At 67.0% G+C, this 14,556-nt stretch carries 27 protein-coding genes; all 27 read left to right on the forward strand.

Features of this window, described 5'->3' with window-relative positions; all coding sequences use genetic code 11:
- The 27 genes from rplB (at nt 1) to rplQ (ending at nt 14,276) form a co-directional block, all read left to right on the forward strand.
- On the forward strand, nt 1-831 hold the full coding sequence (gene rplB / locus KV097_RS01875; RefSeq protein WP_220342063.1) for a 50S ribosomal protein L2: 831 nt from the start codon (nt 1-3) through the stop codon (nt 829-831).
- Between the two features lie 13 nt (nt 832-844).
- A complete protein-coding gene (rpsS, locus tag KV097_RS01880; RefSeq protein ID WP_139087789.1) occupies nt 845-1,126 on the forward strand; it encodes a 30S ribosomal protein S19 in 282 nt (93 codons plus the stop codon).
- Between the two features lie 29 nt (nt 1,127-1,155).
- Nucleotides 1,156-1,605, forward strand: coding sequence for a 50S ribosomal protein L22 (rplV, locus tag KV097_RS01885; RefSeq protein WP_220342062.1), 450 nt, complete (start codon nt 1,156-1,158; stop codon nt 1,603-1,605).
- A complete protein-coding gene (gene rpsC / locus KV097_RS01890; protein WP_220342061.1) occupies nt 1,605-2,438 on the forward strand; it encodes a 30S ribosomal protein S3 in 834 nt (277 codons plus the stop codon). Before rplV ends, rpsC begins: the two co-directional genes overlap by 1 nt.
- A 3-nt stretch (nt 2,439-2,441) precedes the next feature.
- Nucleotides 2,442-2,861: a 50S ribosomal protein L16 gene (gene rplP, locus KV097_RS01895; RefSeq protein WP_220342060.1), complete on the forward strand. Its 420-nt coding sequence runs from the start codon at nt 2,442-2,444 to the stop codon at nt 2,859-2,861.
- On the forward strand, nt 2,861-3,085 hold the full coding sequence (gene rpmC, locus KV097_RS01900; protein WP_220342059.1) for a 50S ribosomal protein L29: 225 nt from the start codon (nt 2,861-2,863) through the stop codon (nt 3,083-3,085). Before rplP ends, rpmC begins: the two co-directional genes overlap by 1 nt.
- Nucleotides 3,082-3,354 (forward strand): 30S ribosomal protein S17, encoded by a 273-nt coding sequence (gene rpsQ, locus KV097_RS01905; protein ID WP_220342058.1) that lies wholly within the window; start codon nt 3,082-3,084, stop codon nt 3,352-3,354. The genes rpmC and rpsQ overlap by 4 nt, the downstream gene beginning before the upstream one ends.
- Nucleotides 3,355-3,417: 63 nt before the next feature.
- Nucleotides 3,418-3,786, forward strand: coding sequence for a 50S ribosomal protein L14 (gene rplN / locus KV097_RS01910; protein WP_139087795.1), 369 nt, complete (start codon nt 3,418-3,420; stop codon nt 3,784-3,786).
- Entirely contained in the window at nt 3,786-4,157 is a 372-nt protein-coding gene (gene rplX / locus KV097_RS01915) for a 50S ribosomal protein L24 (RefSeq protein ID WP_220342057.1), read from the forward strand. The genes rplN and rplX overlap by 1 nt, the downstream gene beginning before the upstream one ends.
- Complete coding sequence (gene rplE / locus KV097_RS01920; protein ID WP_220342056.1) at nt 4,157-4,726, forward strand: 50S ribosomal protein L5; 570 nt, start codon at nt 4,157-4,159, stop codon at nt 4,724-4,726. The genes rplX and rplE overlap by 1 nt, the downstream gene beginning before the upstream one ends.
- Before the next feature lie 2 nt (nt 4,727-4,728).
- On the forward strand, nt 4,729-4,914 hold the full coding sequence (locus KV097_RS01925; RefSeq protein ID WP_220342055.1) for a type Z 30S ribosomal protein S14: 186 nt from the start codon (nt 4,729-4,731) through the stop codon (nt 4,912-4,914).
- A gap of 75 nt (nt 4,915-4,989) precedes the next feature.
- Nucleotides 4,990-5,397, forward strand: coding sequence for a 30S ribosomal protein S8 (rpsH, locus tag KV097_RS01930; RefSeq protein ID WP_220342054.1), 408 nt, complete (start codon nt 4,990-4,992; stop codon nt 5,395-5,397).
- Between the two features lie 16 nt (nt 5,398-5,413).
- Entirely contained in the window at nt 5,414-5,956 is a 543-nt protein-coding gene (gene rplF / locus KV097_RS01935; RefSeq protein ID WP_220342053.1) for a 50S ribosomal protein L6, read from the forward strand.
- Complete coding sequence (rplR, locus tag KV097_RS01940) at nt 5,956-6,339, forward strand: 50S ribosomal protein L18 (RefSeq protein ID WP_220342052.1); 384 nt, start codon at nt 5,956-5,958, stop codon at nt 6,337-6,339. The genes rplF and rplR overlap by 1 nt, the downstream gene beginning before the upstream one ends.
- A gap of 26 nt (nt 6,340-6,365) precedes the next feature.
- Nucleotides 6,366-6,965 carry a 30S ribosomal protein S5 gene (gene rpsE / locus KV097_RS01945; protein ID WP_220342051.1) on the forward strand — a complete coding sequence of 200 codons (600 nt, stop codon included), beginning with the start codon at nt 6,366-6,368 and terminating at the stop codon, nt 6,963-6,965.
- On the forward strand, nt 6,965-7,147 hold the full coding sequence (rpmD, locus tag KV097_RS01950; protein ID WP_220342050.1) for a 50S ribosomal protein L30: 183 nt from the start codon (nt 6,965-6,967) through the stop codon (nt 7,145-7,147). Before rpsE ends, rpmD begins: the two co-directional genes overlap by 1 nt.
- A 14-nt stretch (nt 7,148-7,161) precedes the next feature.
- Entirely contained in the window at nt 7,162-7,602 is a 441-nt protein-coding gene (rplO, locus tag KV097_RS01955) for a 50S ribosomal protein L15 (RefSeq protein ID WP_220342049.1), read from the forward strand.
- A gap of 143 nt (nt 7,603-7,745) precedes the next feature.
- Complete coding sequence (gene secY / locus KV097_RS01960) at nt 7,746-9,053, forward strand: preprotein translocase subunit SecY (RefSeq protein WP_220342048.1); 1,308 nt, start codon at nt 7,746-7,748, stop codon at nt 9,051-9,053.
- The gene (locus KV097_RS01965) at nt 9,053-9,619 is read left to right on the forward strand and encodes an adenylate kinase (protein WP_220342047.1); all 567 of its coding nucleotides are present in this window, start codon (nt 9,053-9,055) and stop codon (nt 9,617-9,619) included. Before secY ends, KV097_RS01965 begins: the two co-directional genes overlap by 1 nt.
- Before the next feature lie 6 nt (nt 9,620-9,625).
- Nucleotides 9,626-10,462, forward strand: a complete 837-nt coding sequence (map, locus tag KV097_RS01970) for a type I methionyl aminopeptidase (RefSeq protein ID WP_220345322.1) — start codon at nt 9,626-9,628, stop codon at nt 10,460-10,462.
- A gap of 136 nt (nt 10,463-10,598) precedes the next feature.
- A complete protein-coding gene (gene infA, locus KV097_RS01975; RefSeq protein WP_039345467.1) occupies nt 10,599-10,820 on the forward strand; it encodes a translation initiation factor IF-1 in 222 nt (73 codons plus the stop codon).
- Between the two features lie 79 nt (nt 10,821-10,899).
- Nucleotides 10,900-11,013, forward strand: a complete 114-nt coding sequence (gene rpmJ / locus KV097_RS01980; protein ID WP_167005642.1) for a 50S ribosomal protein L36 — start codon at nt 10,900-10,902, stop codon at nt 11,011-11,013.
- A gap of 133 nt (nt 11,014-11,146) precedes the next feature.
- Nucleotides 11,147-11,524 carry a 30S ribosomal protein S13 gene (gene rpsM / locus KV097_RS01985; RefSeq protein ID WP_220342045.1) on the forward strand — a complete coding sequence of 126 codons (378 nt, stop codon included), beginning with the start codon at nt 11,147-11,149 and terminating at the stop codon, nt 11,522-11,524.
- A complete protein-coding gene (gene rpsK, locus KV097_RS01990) occupies nt 11,524-11,922 on the forward strand; it encodes a 30S ribosomal protein S11 (RefSeq protein ID WP_139087808.1) in 399 nt (132 codons plus the stop codon). The genes rpsM and rpsK overlap by 1 nt, the downstream gene beginning before the upstream one ends.
- 27 nt (nt 11,923-11,949) lie before the next feature.
- Entirely contained in the window at nt 11,950-12,558 is a 609-nt protein-coding gene (rpsD, locus tag KV097_RS01995; protein WP_220342044.1) for a 30S ribosomal protein S4, read from the forward strand.
- Nucleotides 12,559-12,656: 98 nt separating this feature from the next.
- Nucleotides 12,657-13,667 carry a DNA-directed RNA polymerase subunit alpha gene (locus KV097_RS02000; RefSeq protein WP_220342043.1) on the forward strand — a complete coding sequence of 337 codons (1,011 nt, stop codon included), beginning with the start codon at nt 12,657-12,659 and terminating at the stop codon, nt 13,665-13,667.
- A 48-nt stretch (nt 13,668-13,715) separates the two neighbouring features.
- A complete protein-coding gene (rplQ, locus tag KV097_RS02005; protein WP_220364938.1) occupies nt 13,716-14,276 on the forward strand; it encodes a 50S ribosomal protein L17 in 561 nt (186 codons plus the stop codon).
- The last annotated feature ends 280 nt before the right edge of the window (nt 14,277-14,556 follow it).

Below are 14,556 nucleotides of genomic sequence, written 5' to 3' on the forward strand. Positions count from 1 at the left end.
ATGGCAATCCGTAAGTACAAGCCGACCACCCCGGGCCGTCGCGGCTCCTCGGTGGCCGACTTCAGTGAGATCACGCGCACGACGCCCGAGAAGTCGCTGACGCGTCCGCTGCCCAAGAAGGGCGGACGCAACAACCAGGGCCGGATCACCACCCGGCACCAGGGCGGCGGTCACAAGCGTGCCTACCGCATCATCGACTTCAAGCGATACGACAAGGACGGCGTGCCGGCCAAGGTCGCTCACATCGAGTACGACCCCAACCGCACCGCGCGCATCGCGCTGCTCCACTACATCGACGGCGAGAAGCGCTACATCATCGCGCCGGAGGGTCTGAAGCAGGGCATGACGGTCGAGGCCGGTCCCGGCGCCGACATCAAGCCCGGCAACAACCTGCCGCTGCGCAACATCCCGGTCGGCACCACGATCCACGCGATCGAGCTCCGTCCCGGGGGTGGCGCCAAGATGGGCCGCTCGGCCGGCGCCAAGGTGCAGCTCGTCGCCCGTGAGGGCAACCGCGCGCAGCTGCGTCTCCCCTCGGGCGAGATGCGCTACGTCGACGTCCGCTGCCGCGCCAGCATCGGCGAGGTCGGCAACGCCGAGCAGTCCAACATCAACTGGGGCAAGGCCGGCCGCAACCGCTGGAAGGGCAAGCGCCCGACCGTCCGCGGTGTCGCGATGAACCCGATCGACCACCCGCACGGTGGTGGCGAGGGCAAGACCTCGGGTGGCCGCAACCCGGTGTCGCCGTGGGGCCAGCCTGAGGGCCGTACCCGCAAGAAGAAGCCCAGCGACAAGCTGATCGTCCGTCGCCGCAAGTCCGGAAAGCGCTGAGGAAGAGCCTGACATGCCACGCAGTTTGAAGAAGGGACCGTTCGTCGACGGCCACCTGCTGAAGAAGGTCGAGACTCAGAACGAGGCCGACACGCACACCGTCATCAAGACGTGGTCGCGTCGCTCCATGATTCTCCCGTCCTTCATCGGTCACACCATCGCCGTCCACGACGGGCGCAAGCACGTCCCGGTGTTCGTCACCGACGCGATGGTCGGCCACAAGCTGGGCGAGTTCGCGCCGACGCGTACCTTCCGCGGACACGTCAAGGACGACCGAAAGAGCCGCCGCCGCTGACGCGGGCGACAACCAAGGGAAGAGTTCAGATGAGCACATTGGAGCGTAAGGGCCTCAGCGCCCGACGCGAGAGCCTGCTCGGCGACGAGCCCGGTGCTTTCGCGGTCGCACGCTTCGTCCGCGTCACGCCGCAGAAGGCGCGCCGGGTCGTCGACATGGTCCGCGGCCTCGACGTGGACGATGCACTGGCCCTGCTGCGGTTCGCCCCGCAGGGTGCGGCGCAGGACGTCTACAAGCTGGTCGCGAGCGCCGTCGCGAACGCCGAGACCACCGAAGGCCTCGACCGTTCGACGCTGGTCATCTCGGCCGTCCGGGTCGACGAGGGCCCGACGATGAAGCGCTGGCGCCCCCGCGCCCGTGGTGCGGCCAACCGCATCCTCAAGCGCACCAGCCACATCACCGTCGTCGTGCAGCCTCGTGACGCTGTCGCCGCGCTGAGTCGAACACACAAGGCCAACAAGAAGGGTGGGAACCGCTAGTGGGACAGAAGATCAACCCGCACGGCTTCCGTCTCGGTATCTCCACCGACCACAAGAGCCGCTGGTACGCCGACAAGCTGTACAAGGGCTACGTCGGCGAGGACATCAAGATCCGTCGCCTGCTCACCAAGGGCATGGACCGCGCCGGCATCAGCCGGGTCGAGATCGAGCGCACTCGTGACCGTGTCCGCGTGGACATCCACACGGCGCGTCCGGGCATCGTGATCGGACGCCGCGGCGCCGAGGCCGACCGCATCCGCGGCGATCTCGAGAAGCTCACGGGCAAGCAGATCCAGCTCAACATCCTCGAGGTCAAGAACCCCGAGCTCGATGCGCAGCTGGTCGCCCAGGGTGTTGCCGAGCAGCTCGCCGGCCGTGTGCAGTTCCGTCGCGCCATGCGCAAGGCACTGCAGACGACCATGCGCGCCGGTGCGAAGGGTGTCCGCATCCAGTGCTCCGGCCGTCTCGGCGGCGCGGAGATGTCGCGCTCGGAGTTCTACCGCGAGGGCCGCGTGCCCCTGCACACGCTCCGTGCCGACGTCGACTACGGCTTCTACGAGGCGCGTACGACCTTCGGCCGCATCGGCGTGAAGGTCTGGATCTACAAGGGCGAGGTCGCCGGCACCCGTGCCGAGCGCGAGGCTCAGGCCGCTGCCCGCGCCGCCGCCCCCGGTGGGCGTCAGCGTCCGGGTCGTGGTGGCGCTCGTCGCCCGGCGCGTGAGGGACAGCGCGCAGAGCGCCCCGCACGTCAGGAGCAGGCTGCAGAGCCGGCTCCCGCGAGCACTGAGGCTGCTACCGCTCCCGCGGAAGCAGCGAACGGAACGGAGAGCTGAACCATGCTGATCCCGCGCAGGGTCAAGCACCGCAAGCAGCACCACCCCAAGCGTCGTGGCGCCGCCAAGGGCGGCACGTCGCTGGCGTTCGGTGACTTCGGCATCCAGGCGATCGAGGGTCACTACGTGACCAACCGGCAGATCGAGTCGGCTCGTATCGCCATGACCCGTCACATCAAGCGTGGCGGCAAGGTGTGGATCAACATCTACCCCGACCGTCCGCTGACCAAGAAGCCTGCCGAGACCCGCATGGGTTCCGGAAAGGGTTCGCCGGAGTGGTGGATCGCCAACGTCAAGGCCGGCCGCGTCATGTTCGAGCTGTCGGGCGTGACCGAGCCGGTGGCCCGTGAGGCGCTGCGACGTGCGATGCACAAGCTCCCGATGAAGTGCAAGATCGTGACCCGCGAGGCAGGTGATCTCTGATGGCGAACGCCACCACCACCGCTGACCTCCGCGCGCTGAGCGCCGAGGACCTGGCCGACAAGCTGGGCGAGGCCAAGGAAGAGCTGTTCAACCTGCGCTTCCAGGCCGCGACCGGCCAGCTCGAGAACAACGCCCGGCTCCGTACGGTGCGCAAGGACATCGCGCGCATCTACACCGTCGTCCGTGAGCGCGAGCTCGGCATCATCGAAAGTGAAGAGGCATGAGCAACAACACCGCAGGCGAGCGCAACCGCCGCAAGGTGCGCGAGGGCCTCGTCGTGAGCGACAAGATGGACAAGACCGTCGTCGTCAGCGTCGAGGACCACGTCAAGCACGCTCTGTACGGCAAGGTCATGCGCCGCACGAGCAAGCTCAAGGCGCACGACGAGGCGAACGAGGCTGGCATCGGCGACCGCGTACTGGTCGCAGAGACCCGTCCGCTGTCGTCGACCAAGCGTTGGCGCCTCGTCGAGATCCTCGAGAAGGCCAAGTAACCACTCGTTCCGTCAGGCTCGCGGAGACCCCGTGAGAACCGGCGAGACAACAGGAGATAACCGATGATCCAGCAGGAGTCGCGACTCAAGGTCGCCGACAACACCGGTGCCAAGGAGATCTTGTGCATCCGCGTGCTCGGCGGTTCCGGTCGTCGATACGCAGGGATCGGCGACACCATCGTCGCCACCGTCAAGGACGCGATCCCGGGCGGGAACGTCAAGAAGGGCGACGTCGTGAAGGCTGTCGTCGTCCGCACCGCGAAGGAGCGCCGTCGTCCGGACGGCTCCTACATCCGGTTCGACGAGAACGCCGCAGTCATCTTGAAGAATGATGGTGAGCCCCGTGGCACGCGCATCTTCGGCCCCGTGGGCCGTGAGCTGCGCGACAAGCGGTTCATGCGCATCATCTCGCTTGCCCCGGAGGTGCTGTGATGACTGCCAAGAAGAAGAGCCTGAGCATCAAGAAGGGTGACCAGGTCCGCGTGCTGTCCGGCAAGGACCGCGGCGTCGAGGGCAAGGTCATCGCCGTGCTCCCCGAGGTCGATCGCGTGATCGTCGAGGGCGTGAACCGGATCAAGCGGCACCAGAAGGCGCTGCAGCCGGGCACGACCAGCTCGATCGTGACCAAGGAGGCTCCGATCCACGTGTCCAACGTGGCGCTCCTGGTCGAGGTCGACGGCGAGAAGGTCACCACCCGTATCGGCAACCGTCGCGACGAGGTCACCAAGAAGCGCCCTGACGGCTCCACCTACAGCGCGCACCGCAGCGTGCGCGTCGCCAAGCGCACCGGAGAGGAGATCTGATGAGCGCCGAGACCACAGAGAAGGTCATCCCGCGCGTGAAGACGCGCTACCGCGAGGAGATCCTCCCCGCGCTGCGCGAGGAGTTCTCGTTCGAGAACGTCATGCAGGTCCCGGGTCTGACCAAGATCGTCGTCAACATGGGCGTCGGCGAGGCAGCTCGTGACTCCAAGCTGATCGAGGGCGCGATCCGCGACCTGGCCGCGATCACCGGCCAGAAGCCGCAGGTCACCCGTGCCCGCAAGTCCATCGCGCAGTTCAAGCTGCGCGAGGGCATGCCGATCGGTGCGCACGTCACGCTGCGCGGCGACCGCATGTGGGAGTTCCTCGATCGGCTGCTGTCGATCGCCCTCCCGCGTATCCGCGACTTCCGCGGGCTCTCGCCCAAGCAGTTCGACGGACGCGGCAACTACACGTTCGGTCTCACGGAGCAGGTCATGTTCCACGAGATCGATCAGGACAAGATCGACCGGACCCGTGGCATGGACATCACCATCGTCACCTCGGCGACCAACGACGAGGAGGGGCGCGCGCTCCTCACCAAGCTCGGCTTCCCGTTCAAGGAGAACTGACCATGGCGAAGACCTCGCTGAAGGTTAAGGCCGCGCGCAAGCCGAAGTACGCCGTGCGCGCCTACACCCGCTGCCAGCGCTGTGGACGCCCGAAGTCCGTCTATCGCAAGTTCGGCCTGTGCCGGATCTGCCTGCGGACCATGGCTCACCGCGGTGAGCTCCCGGGCATCACGAAGAGCAGCTGGTAATCCCGACTCGACCCTGAACGCCGCAGGTCCGCGCCGACAGCGCGGAAACCGTGGCAGGAAAGTGGAAACACACTCATGACGATGACTGATCCGATCGCGGACATGCTGACGCGTGTCCGCAACGGCAACCAGGCGTTCCACGACGAGGTGAGCATGCCTTACAGCAAGCTCAAGGCCGGCGTCGCGGAGATCCTGAAGCAAGAGGGCTACATCACGGGCTTCTCCGTGGCCGAGCCGACCGGGGACGTCGTGGGCAAGACGCTCACGGTGACCCTCAAGTACGGCCAGCACCGCGAGCGTGCGATCGCCGGCATCCGGCGCATCAGCAAGCCGGGTCTGCGGGTCTACGCGAAGTCGACCAACCTGCCGAAGGTTCTCGGAGGACTGGGCGTGGCGATCATCTCCACGAGCCAGGGCCTTCTGACCGACAAGCAGGCCAAGTTCAAGGGCGTCGGGGGCGAAGTCCTCGCCTACGTCTGGTGACGGGAGGAGAAAACACATGTCACGTATTGGCAAGCAGCCGGTGACGGTTCCTTCCGGTGTCGACATCGCGATCGACGGGCAGGTCGTCACGGTCAAGGGCCCGAAGGGCACGCTGGCGCACACGGTGGCCGCACCGATCACCGCGAGCAAGGCTGAGGACGGCGCGATCTCGGTCGAGCGTCCGAACGACGAGCGGCAGAACCGCTCGCTCCACGGCCTCACACGCACCCTGATCAACAACATGGTCATCGGCGTCACGACGGGCTACGAGAAGAAGCTCGAGCTCGTCGGCGTCGGATACCGCGTCCTGGCCAAGGGCCCGGCCGCGATCGAGCTCAACCTCGGCTTCAGCCACCCGGTCGCCTTCCAGGCACCGGAGGGCGTGACCTTCACGGTCGAGTCGCCGACGAAGCTCACGATCACCGGGATCGACAAGCAGCAGGTCGGTGAGGTTGCGGCCAACATCCGCAAGCTGCGCAAGCCCGAGCCCTACAAGGGCAAGGGCGTGCGATACGCCGGCGAGCAGGTTCGCCGCAAGGCTGGGAAGGCTGGAAAGTAATGGCTATCGCTCTCAAGCACCGCAAGCACGAGGCTGCGCGCGTCGCTGGTCGTCGTCGCCGTCAGGTGCGGGGTCGCAAGCGGGTCGCCGGGACGCAGGATCGTCCGCGTCTGGTGATCACGCGCTCCAGCCGTCACATCGTCGCTCAGGTCGTCAACGACCTGGAGGGCCGTACGCTTGCGTCGGCCTCGTCGATGGAGGCCGAGCTGCGCTCGCTCGACGGAGACAAGACCGCCAAGGCCCGTCGCGTCGGTGAGCTGATCGCCGACCGCGCGAAGGTCGCCGGGGTCGAAGCGGTCGTGTTCGACCGCGCAGGAAACAAGTACCAGGGGCGCGTTTCCGCCCTGGCCGAGGGCGCCCGCGAGGGCGGCCTGGCCTTCTGAGCCAGACGAGAGAAGAGGACAGTCGAATGAGCGGAGCCCAGCGCCGCAGTGGCGGCGGGGACCGTCGGGGCCGCGATCGCGGTTCGGCGGACAAGACCGCATACATCGAGAAGGTCGTCGGCATCAACCGCGTGGCCAAGGTCGTCAAGGGCGGACGTCGGTTCAGCTTCACGGCCCTGGTCGTCGTCGGTGACGGCGACGGCATGGTCGGTGTCGGCTACGGCAAGGCGAAGGAGGTGCCGACCGCCATCCAGAAGGGTGTCGAGGAGGCAAAGAAGTCCTTCTTCCGCGTGCCGCGCATCCAGGGCACCATCCCGCACCCCGTGCAGGGTGAGCGGGCAGCCGGCGTGGTCATGCTGCGCCCGGCCGCTCCCGGTACCGGCGTCATCGCCGGTGGTCCGGTCCGCGCCGTGCTCGAGGCCGCAGGCATCCACGACGTGCTGAGCAAGTCGCTCGGCTCGTCGAACGCCATCAACATCGTGCACGCGACCATTCAGGCGCTGCGTGAGCTCGAGTCCCCGGCGGACGTGGCGGCTCGCCGCGGCCTGCCGGTCGAGCACGTCGCACCGGCGGCGATGCTCAAGGCCGAGCGTGAGCCGTCGACGCCGGCCCAGGCAGGTGCATGATGTCGAAGCTGCAGGTGACCCAGGTGCGCTCGGGCATCGGGCGTACGAACAACCAGCGCCAGACCTTGCGCACGCTCGGTCTCAAGCGCATCGGCGACGTCGTCGTCAAGGAGGACCGTCCCGAGATCCGCGGGATGATCGCAACGGTTCCTCACCTCGTCGACGTCAAGAATGTGGACTGAGGGGAGGAACTGACATGACGCTCAAGCTGCACCACCTCCGCCCCGCACCGGGCGCGAAGACCGCGAAGACCCGTGTGGGTCGCGGTGAGGGAAGCAAGGGCAAGACCGCGGGCCGCGGCACCAAGGGCACGAGTGCCCGCTACCAGGTGCCCGTCGGCTTCGAGGGCGGCCAGGTCCCGATCCACATGCGCCTCCCGAAGCTGGGTGGGTTCAAGAGCCCGTTCAAGGTGGCGTACCAGGTCGTGAACCTGACCCGCCTCGGCGAGCTCTTCCCCGAGGGCGGCACGGTGGACGTCGCCGCACTCGTCGACAAGGGTGCGGTCCGCAAGGGCCAGCCCGTCAAGATCCTGGGCAACGGCGAGATCGACGTCGCGGTCCAGGTGACTGCCGACAAGTTCTCGGCGTCGGCCAAGAGCAAGATCGAAGCGGCTGGCGGCTCGGTCACCGAGCGCTGAGTCGTACCGAGTCGTATGGGACATGGCGGTCTCTGACAGTCGCTCACCGAGCGACTGTTAGAGTCGCCATGTTTCGCTTCAAGGCCCCCATTCCGCACTCCACCCGCACGGGACACCGTCGCCGTTGTCCATAGGAGGACCCGGTGCTCAGCGCTTTCGTCAACGCGTTCAAGACGCCTGATCTACGCAAGAAGATCTTGTTCGTCTTGTTCATCCTCGTGCTGTTCCGGATGGGATCCGTCCTCCCCGCTCCGGGAGTGGACGTGGAGAACGTTCAGTTCTGCCTCAACGCTGCTACCTCAGGTGAGAACGCCAACAGCCTGTTCAACCTGCTCAACGTCTTCTCGGGTGGAGCTCTCCTCCAGCTGACCGTGTTCGCGCTGGGCATCATGCCCTACATCACCGCGAGCATCATCCTTCAGCTGTTGACGGTGGTGATCCCACGGCTGGAGACCCTCAAGAAGGAGGGTCAGTCCGGCCAGGCCAAGATCACCCAGTACACCCGCTACCTCACCCTGGGTCTCGCGGTCCTCCAGGGCGCCGGCATCGTCGCGATGGCCCGTTCCGGAGCCCTCTTCGGCAACCAGTGCAACCGCGACCTCCTGACCGACACCGACTCGGTCGGTCTCTTCCTGCTGATCGTCCTGGTCATGGTCGCCGGTACGGCGATGATCATGTGGTTCGGCGAGCTCATCAGCGACCGTGGTGTCGGCAACGGCATGTCGCTGCTGATCTTCACCCAGATCGTCGCGACCTTCCCGGGCACGATGTGGCTCATCAAGGAGCAGCGCGGCTGGGGCGTCTTCGCCGTCGTGGTCGCCGTCGGTCTCGCCGTCATGGCGGCCGTCATCTTCATCGAGCAGGCCCAGCGCCGGATCCCGGTGCAGTACGCCCGCCGGATGGTCGGACGCAAGATGTTCGGCGGCTCGTCGACCTACATCCCGCTGAAGGTCAACCAGGCCGGCGTCATCCCGGTCATCTTCGCCTCGAGCCTGCTCTATCTCCCGGCGCTGGCCGCACAGTTCAACCAGGGCAAGGGCTGGGCGAACTGGATCAACGACAACTTCGTCCGCGGCGACCACCCGGTCTACATGCTCACCTTCTTCCTGCTGATCGTGTTCTTCACGTACTTCTACGTGTCGATCACCTTCAACCCGAAGGAGGTCGCCGACAACATGAAGAAGTACGGCGGCTTCATCCCCGGCATCCGTGCCGGACGTCCGACCGAGCAGTACCTCGGCTACGTGCTCTCGCGCATCACCTTCCCCGGCTCGCTGTACCTCGGTCTCGTCGCGCTCATCCCGCTCCTGGCCTTCCTGCTCGTCGACGCCAACCAGAACTTCCCGTTCGGTGGCACGACGCTCCTGATCATCGTCGGCGTCGGTCTCGACACGGTGAAGCAGATCGAGAGCCAGCTGCAGCAGCGCAACTACGAAGGGTTCCTCAAGTGATGCGTCTCTTGTTCATGGGTCCTCCGGGGGCAGGCAAGGGCACCCAGGCGACTCTCCTCGCGGAAAAGCTCGGGATCCCGCAGATCTCGACGGGCGACATCTTCCGCGCGAACGTCTCCGAGGGCACGGAGCTCGGCGTCGTGGCGAAGACGTACATGGACAAGGGCGAGTACGTCCCCGACGAGGTCACCAACGCGATGGTGCGCGACCGGCTCACGTGGGACGACGCGCACGCCGGCTTCCTCCTCGACGGCTATCCGCGGACGGTCGACCAGGTCCACACGCTCGACGGGATCCTGGCCGAACTGGGAGAGAAGCTCGATGCCGTCGTCGAGCTGGTGGTGGAGCGTGAGGAGCTCATCGCGCGCCTGCTGAAGCGCGCGGAGACCTCGGGCCGCACCGACGACACCGAGGACGTCGTCCGGCACCGCCAAGAGGTGTACGAGGCGCAGACGTCGCCGCTGCTCGCCCTCTACGCCGACCGCGGTCTGCTGGTGCGGGTCGACGGGCTCGGCGCCGTGGACGAGGTCCAGGCCCGCATCCTCGACGCCCTGCCGCAGGACTAAGGAGCCATGGGTCTGTTCGGCAGCGGCCTGGAGATCAAGACGCCTGACCAGGTCGCCGTGATGCGGCGGGCGGGCGTGATCGTGGGCGAGACGCTCGCGCTCCTGCGTGAGTCGGTCCGGCCGGGCATGACCACGGCCGACCTCGACGCGATCGCGGAGGAGCACATCCACAGCCGTGGGGCCAAGCCGAACTTCAAGGGCTACCACGGCTTTCCGGCGACGATCTGCACGTCGGTCAACGACGAGGTCGTCCACGGCATCCCGGGCGGCCGCGTGATCGAGGAGGGCGACCTCGTCTCGATCGACTGCGGGTGCGTGCTCGACGGCTGGCACTCCGACGCGGCGGTCACCGTCGCGGTGGGGGAGGTCTCGGCGAGCCGGCGCGAGCTGATGCGCGTGTGCGAGGAGTCCTTGTGGCGCGGCATCGCCGCGGCACGGCTCGGCGGCAGGGTCAGCGACATCGGCCACGCGGTCGAGACGTACGTCCGCAGCCAACCCGCCGGTGCGTCGTACGGGATCGTCGAGGACTACGTCGGTCACGGGATCGGCACGGCCATGCACATGCCGCCCAACGTCCCCAACTTCGGCCGACCGGGCCACGGCGCCAAGCTGGTCAAGGGGCTGGTCCTCGCGGTGGAGCCGATGCTGACCGAAGGCACGATCGACACGACGACCCTCGAGGACGACTGGACCGTCGTGACCGACGACAGCGGGTGGTCGGCCCACTTCGAGCACACGTTCACGCTCACCGACACCGGCGCCTGGGTGCTCAGCGCCCTCGACGGCGGCAAGGCCCGGCTCGCCGAGCTGGGCGTCCCGTACGGCGGCCCCGAGAGCGACTGACGGCGCCCTTCCTCTCGTCGAGGGGGGCTGATTTGTCCGACCGCCACGGAGCACCGTACTATGGACAGTCGGCCGAGGTCTGCGTATCCGCATGCCTTCGGCCGATCCGAGAGACGTGCGACAGATTGCGGAGGACATGCCGAAGAAGGAAGGCGTCATCGAGCTCGAGGGCTCGGTCATCGAGGCCCTGCCGAACGCGATGTTCCGGGTCGAGCTGACCAATGGCCACAAGGTTCTAGCCCATATCAGCGGCAAGATGCGCCAGCACTACATCCGGATCCTCCCCGAGGACCGCGTAGTGGTGGAGCTGTCCCCGTACGACCTCACCCGAGGCCGGATCGTCTACCGGTACAAGTGACCCGCACCGGGAGCCGCCCGCGAGGGCGTCGTCGTCGCGCGCCGCGCAACCATCCGTCCGTTCAAGATAAGAGAGCTCGATGAAGGTTCAACCGAGCGTCAAGCCGATCTGCGAGAAGTGCAAGGTCATCCGTCGCCATGGCCGTGTCATGGTGATCTGCGAGAACCCGCGCCACAAGCAGCGGCAGGGCTGACCAGCCCGCCACCCACACGTGACCGCTCACCCCGTCGACGACGAGGTGCTTCCCCCGGACCGGAGGCCGGGGCCTGGCTGAGGCAGCCAGGACGCGTCACGACCACACCTCCGCAGTGGAAGGAAACCGCCTGATGGCACGCCTCATCGGTGTCGATCTCCCGCGCGACAAGCGCGTGGTGATCGGTCTCACCTACATCTACGGCATCGGCCGTACCCGCAGCCAGCAGCTGCTCGAGCAGACCGGCATCAGCCCCGACCTGCGCGTCCACGAGCTGAGCGAGGACCAGCTGGTCTCGCTCCGTGACGCGATCGAGGGTCAGTTCCAGGTCGAGGGCGACCTTCGCCGCGAAGTGGCCGCCGACATCCGTCGCAAGATCGAGATCGGCAGCTACCAGGGCCGCCGCCACCGCGCCGGGCTCCCCGTGCGCGGGCAGCGGACCAAGACGAACGCTCGCACCCGCAAGGGTCCGAAGCGCACCGTTTCCGGCGCAAAGAAGAAGGGTAAGTAATGCCTCCGAAGGGCACAGGCGCCAAGAAGGTGCGCCGCAAGGAGAAGAAGAACGTCGCCGCGGGCCAGGCCCACATCAAGAGCACGTTCAACAACACGATCGTCACGATCACCGATCCCACCGGAGCGGTGATCTCGTGGGCCTCGGCCGGCACCGTCGGCTTCAAGGGCTCGCGCAAGTCCACTCCGTACGCCGCGCAGATGGCCGCCGAGGCCGCCGGGCGTCGGGCGATGGAGCACGGGATGAAGAAGATCGACGTCTTCGTGAAGGGCCCCGGTTCGGGCCGCGAGACGGCGATCCGTTCGCTGGGTGCGGTCGGCCTCGAGGTCGGCACCATCCAGGACGTCACCCCCAGCCCCCACAACGGCGTGCGGCCTCCCAAGCGCCGCCGCGTCTGATCGCCCGGATCGGAGAGGAGAACACAGATGGCCCGTTACACCGGACCCCTGACCAAGAAGTCTCGCCGCCTGGGCGTGGACCTTGTCGGCGGTGACGCCGCGTTCGAGCGTCGTCCGTACCCGCCCGGCCAGCACGGCCGCGCCCGTGTCAAGGAGAGCGAGTACCGCACCCAGCTTCAGGAGAAGCAGAAGGCGCGTTACACCTACGGCGTGCTCGAGCGGCAGTTCCGCAACTACTACGAGGAGGCAAACCGTCGTCCGGGCAAGACCGGCGACAACCTCCTCCAGATCCTCGAGTGCCGTCTCGACAACGTCGTGTACCGCGCCGGTTTCGCTCGGACCCGACGTCACGCTCGCCAGCTCGTGACCCACGGCCACTTCCTGGTCAACGGCCACAAGACCGACATCCCGTCGTTCCAGGTCAGCAAGCACGACATCATCGACGTGCGGCCGAAGTCGCTCGAGACCACGCCGTTCATCGTGGCCCGCGAGACGTTCGACGCCACCACGGTTCCGGGATGGCTCACCGCCGTCCCGGAGAAGGGCCGCATCCTGGTCCACCAGCCGCCGGTGCGCGAGCAGATCGTCGTGCCGATCTCCGAGCAGCTGATCGTGGAGTACTACTCCAAGATCTGATCCGCTCACACGGCTGCCCGGGCCGGTCCCGGGCAGCCCCACCACCTCCACAGACCGTGTCCGTCAAATAGCGGGCGACGCGGAAAGGAAACCAGAAAATGCTCATTGCACAGCGGCCCACCCTGTCAGAGGACGTCGTCGACGAGTTCCGTTCGCGGTTCGTCATCGAGCCCCTCGAGCCCGGCTTCGGCTACACCCTCGGCAACTCGCTGCGCCGTACGCTCCTGTCGTCGATCCCGGGTGCAGCAGTCACCTCGATCAAGATCGACGGTGTCCTGCACGAGTTCTCGACGATCCCCGGCGTGACCGAGGACGTCACCGAGATCATCCTCAACCTCAAGAACATCGTGGTCAGCTCGGAGCACGACGAGCCCGTCGTCATGTACCTGCGCAAGCAGGGCCCCGGCGACGTCACCGCAGCCGACATCGCGCCTCCGGCCGGCGTCGAGGTGCACAACCCGGACCTCAAGATCGCGACCCTGAACGACAAGGGCAAGATCGAGGTGGAGCTGGTGGTCGAGCGCGGACGCGGTTACGTGTCGGCAGTCCAGAACAAGACCGGCGACGAGGAGATCGGGCGCATGCCGATCGACTCGATCTACAGCCCGGTCCTCAAGGTCACGTACAAGGTCGAGGCGACTCGTGTCGAGCAGCGCACCGACTTCGACAAGCTCATCATCGACGTGGAGACCAAGCGCTCGATCCTGCCGCGCGACGCCATGGCGTCGGCCGGCAAGACGCTCGTCGAGCTGTTCGGTCTCGCCCGCGAGCTGAACGTCGAGGCCGAGGGCATCGACATCGGCCCGTCGCCCGTCGACGAGGCGCTCGCCGCCGACCTGGCGCTCCCGGTGGAGGATCTCCACCTCACGGTGCGCTCGTACAACTGCCTCAAGCGCGAGGGCATCCACACCGTGGGTGAGCTCATCTCGCGCAGCGAGCAGGACCTGCTGGACATCCGCAACTTCGGTTCGAAGTCCATCGACGAGGTGAAGGCCAAGCTCGCAGAGATGGGCCTGGGCCTCAAGGACAGCCCTGCCGGGTTCGACCCGTCCGCGGTGGTCGACAGCTACGACGACGACGAGAGCTTCGCGGAGGACGAGCAGTACTGAGCCGACGCTCAGCACTGATCTCCGCACGACATCCCAGGAGACACAGCAATGCCCACGCCCACCAAGGGTCCGCGGTTCGGCGGGAGCCCGGCGCACCAGCGCCTCATCCTCGCCAATCTCGCACAGAGCCTGTTCGAGCACGGCCGCATCACCACCACCGAGGCGAAGGCCCGACGCCTTCGTCCGTACGCGGAGTCGCTGATCACGCGCGCCAAGGTCGACACGGTCGCCAACCGGCGCCAGGTCGTCAAGGTGATCCGTGACAAGCAGATCCTGCACGTGCTCTTCACCGAGGTCGCGCCGAAGTACACGACGCGCCCCGGCGGCTACACGCGCATCACCAAGATCGGGCCGCGCAAGGGCGACAACGCCCCCATGGCCGTGATCGAGCTCGTGGAGGAGAAGGACTTCTCCGTCACGACGAAGACGCCCAAGAAGTCCACGAAGGCAGAGACCGCCCCGGTCGCCGACAACGCCGACGAGGTCAAGGACCAGATCGCCGCTGCCGACGAGGCGCCGGCCGACGAGGCTCCCGAGGCTTCGGCCGACGAGGTCGAGGGCACCGACGCCGAGGGCACCGACGCCGAAGGCACCACCGAGAAGGCCTGACCTTCACCGGTCGAGCACGCACGCAGGCCGGCACCTGCTCCGAGAGGAGCGGGGGCCGGCCTTCGTGCACTCCAGGGCGCGGTCGCCCAGCTCATCCTCGGCCGCGGTGCGTCCGGCATCGGCTGGCCGATGGCCTTCGTCTCGGGTCTGGTCGGCTCGTTCGTCAGCGCGCTGATCGTGACCCTGATCTGGCAGTGGTGGCGGGGACGGTCCACGTCCGCCGCCCGGTAGGACGTCGCAGGCAAGCCGTACGCGAGGGAATGAGCGACGCCTCCGTCGG

This window comes from Mumia sp. zg.B17, assembly GCF_019550915.1.
Classification (GTDB): Bacteria; Actinomycetota; Actinomycetes; order Propionibacteriales; family Nocardioidaceae; genus Mumia.

What these genes read in the sequence shown, in the direction of transcription:
- infA (WP_039345467.1), top strand. Translation starts at nt 10,599, where the DNA reads ATGCCGAAGAAGGAAGGCGTCATCGAGCTCGAGGGCTCGGTCATCGAG.
- rplP (WP_220342060.1), top strand. Translation starts at nt 2,442, where the DNA reads ATGCTGATCCCGCGCAGGGTCAAGCACCGCAAGCAGCACCACCCCAAG.
- rpmD (WP_220342050.1), top strand. Translation starts at nt 6,965, where the DNA reads ATGTCGAAGCTGCAGGTGACCCAGGTGCGCTCGGGCATCGGGCGTACG.
- rpsD (WP_220342044.1), top strand. Translation starts at nt 11,950, where the DNA reads ATGGCCCGTTACACCGGACCCCTGACCAAGAAGTCTCGCCGCCTGGGC.
- rpsK (WP_139087808.1), top strand. Translation starts at nt 11,524, where the DNA reads ATGCCTCCGAAGGGCACAGGCGCCAAGAAGGTGCGCCGCAAGGAGAAG.
- rpmJ (WP_167005642.1), top strand. Translation starts at nt 10,900, where the DNA reads ATGAAGGTTCAACCGAGCGTCAAGCCGATCTGCGAGAAGTGCAAGGTC.
- rpsS (WP_139087789.1), top strand. Translation starts at nt 845, where the DNA reads ATGCCACGCAGTTTGAAGAAGGGACCGTTCGTCGACGGCCACCTGCTG.
- rpsM (WP_220342045.1), top strand. Translation starts at nt 11,147, where the DNA reads ATGGCACGCCTCATCGGTGTCGATCTCCCGCGCGACAAGCGCGTGGTG.
- rplN (WP_139087795.1), top strand. Translation starts at nt 3,418, where the DNA reads ATGATCCAGCAGGAGTCGCGACTCAAGGTCGCCGACAACACCGGTGCC.
- rpsE (WP_220342051.1), top strand. Translation starts at nt 6,366, where the DNA reads ATGAGCGGAGCCCAGCGCCGCAGTGGCGGCGGGGACCGTCGGGGCCGC.
- rpsQ (WP_220342058.1), top strand. Translation starts at nt 3,082, where the DNA reads ATGAGCAACAACACCGCAGGCGAGCGCAACCGCCGCAAGGTGCGCGAG.
- rpsH (WP_220342054.1), top strand. Translation starts at nt 4,990, where the DNA reads ATGACGATGACTGATCCGATCGCGGACATGCTGACGCGTGTCCGCAAC.
- rplF (WP_220342053.1), top strand. Translation starts at nt 5,414, where the DNA reads ATGTCACGTATTGGCAAGCAGCCGGTGACGGTTCCTTCCGGTGTCGAC.
- rpmC (WP_220342059.1), top strand. Translation starts at nt 2,861, where the DNA reads ATGGCGAACGCCACCACCACCGCTGACCTCCGCGCGCTGAGCGCCGAG.
- rplX (WP_220342057.1), top strand. Translation starts at nt 3,786, where the DNA reads ATGACTGCCAAGAAGAAGAGCCTGAGCATCAAGAAGGGTGACCAGGTC.
- KV097_RS02000 (WP_220342043.1), top strand. Translation starts at nt 12,657, where the DNA reads ATGCTCATTGCACAGCGGCCCACCCTGTCAGAGGACGTCGTCGACGAG.
- map (WP_220345322.1), top strand. Translation starts at nt 9,626, where the DNA reads ATGGGTCTGTTCGGCAGCGGCCTGGAGATCAAGACGCCTGACCAGGTC.
- rplE (WP_220342056.1), top strand. Translation starts at nt 4,157, where the DNA reads ATGAGCGCCGAGACCACAGAGAAGGTCATCCCGCGCGTGAAGACGCGC.
- KV097_RS01965 (WP_220342047.1), top strand. Translation starts at nt 9,053, where the DNA reads ATGCGTCTCTTGTTCATGGGTCCTCCGGGGGCAGGCAAGGGCACCCAG.
- rplQ (WP_220364938.1), top strand. Translation starts at nt 13,716, where the DNA reads ATGCCCACGCCCACCAAGGGTCCGCGGTTCGGCGGGAGCCCGGCGCAC.
- KV097_RS01925 (WP_220342055.1), top strand. Translation starts at nt 4,729, where the DNA reads ATGGCGAAGACCTCGCTGAAGGTTAAGGCCGCGCGCAAGCCGAAGTAC.
- rplB (WP_220342063.1), top strand. Translation starts at nt 1, where the DNA reads ATGGCAATCCGTAAGTACAAGCCGACCACCCCGGGCCGTCGCGGCTCC.
- rplR (WP_220342052.1), top strand. Translation starts at nt 5,956, where the DNA reads ATGGCTATCGCTCTCAAGCACCGCAAGCACGAGGCTGCGCGCGTCGCT.
- rplO (WP_220342049.1), top strand. Translation starts at nt 7,162, where the DNA reads ATGACGCTCAAGCTGCACCACCTCCGCCCCGCACCGGGCGCGAAGACC.
- rplV (WP_220342062.1), top strand. Translation starts at nt 1,156, where the DNA reads ATGAGCACATTGGAGCGTAAGGGCCTCAGCGCCCGACGCGAGAGCCTG.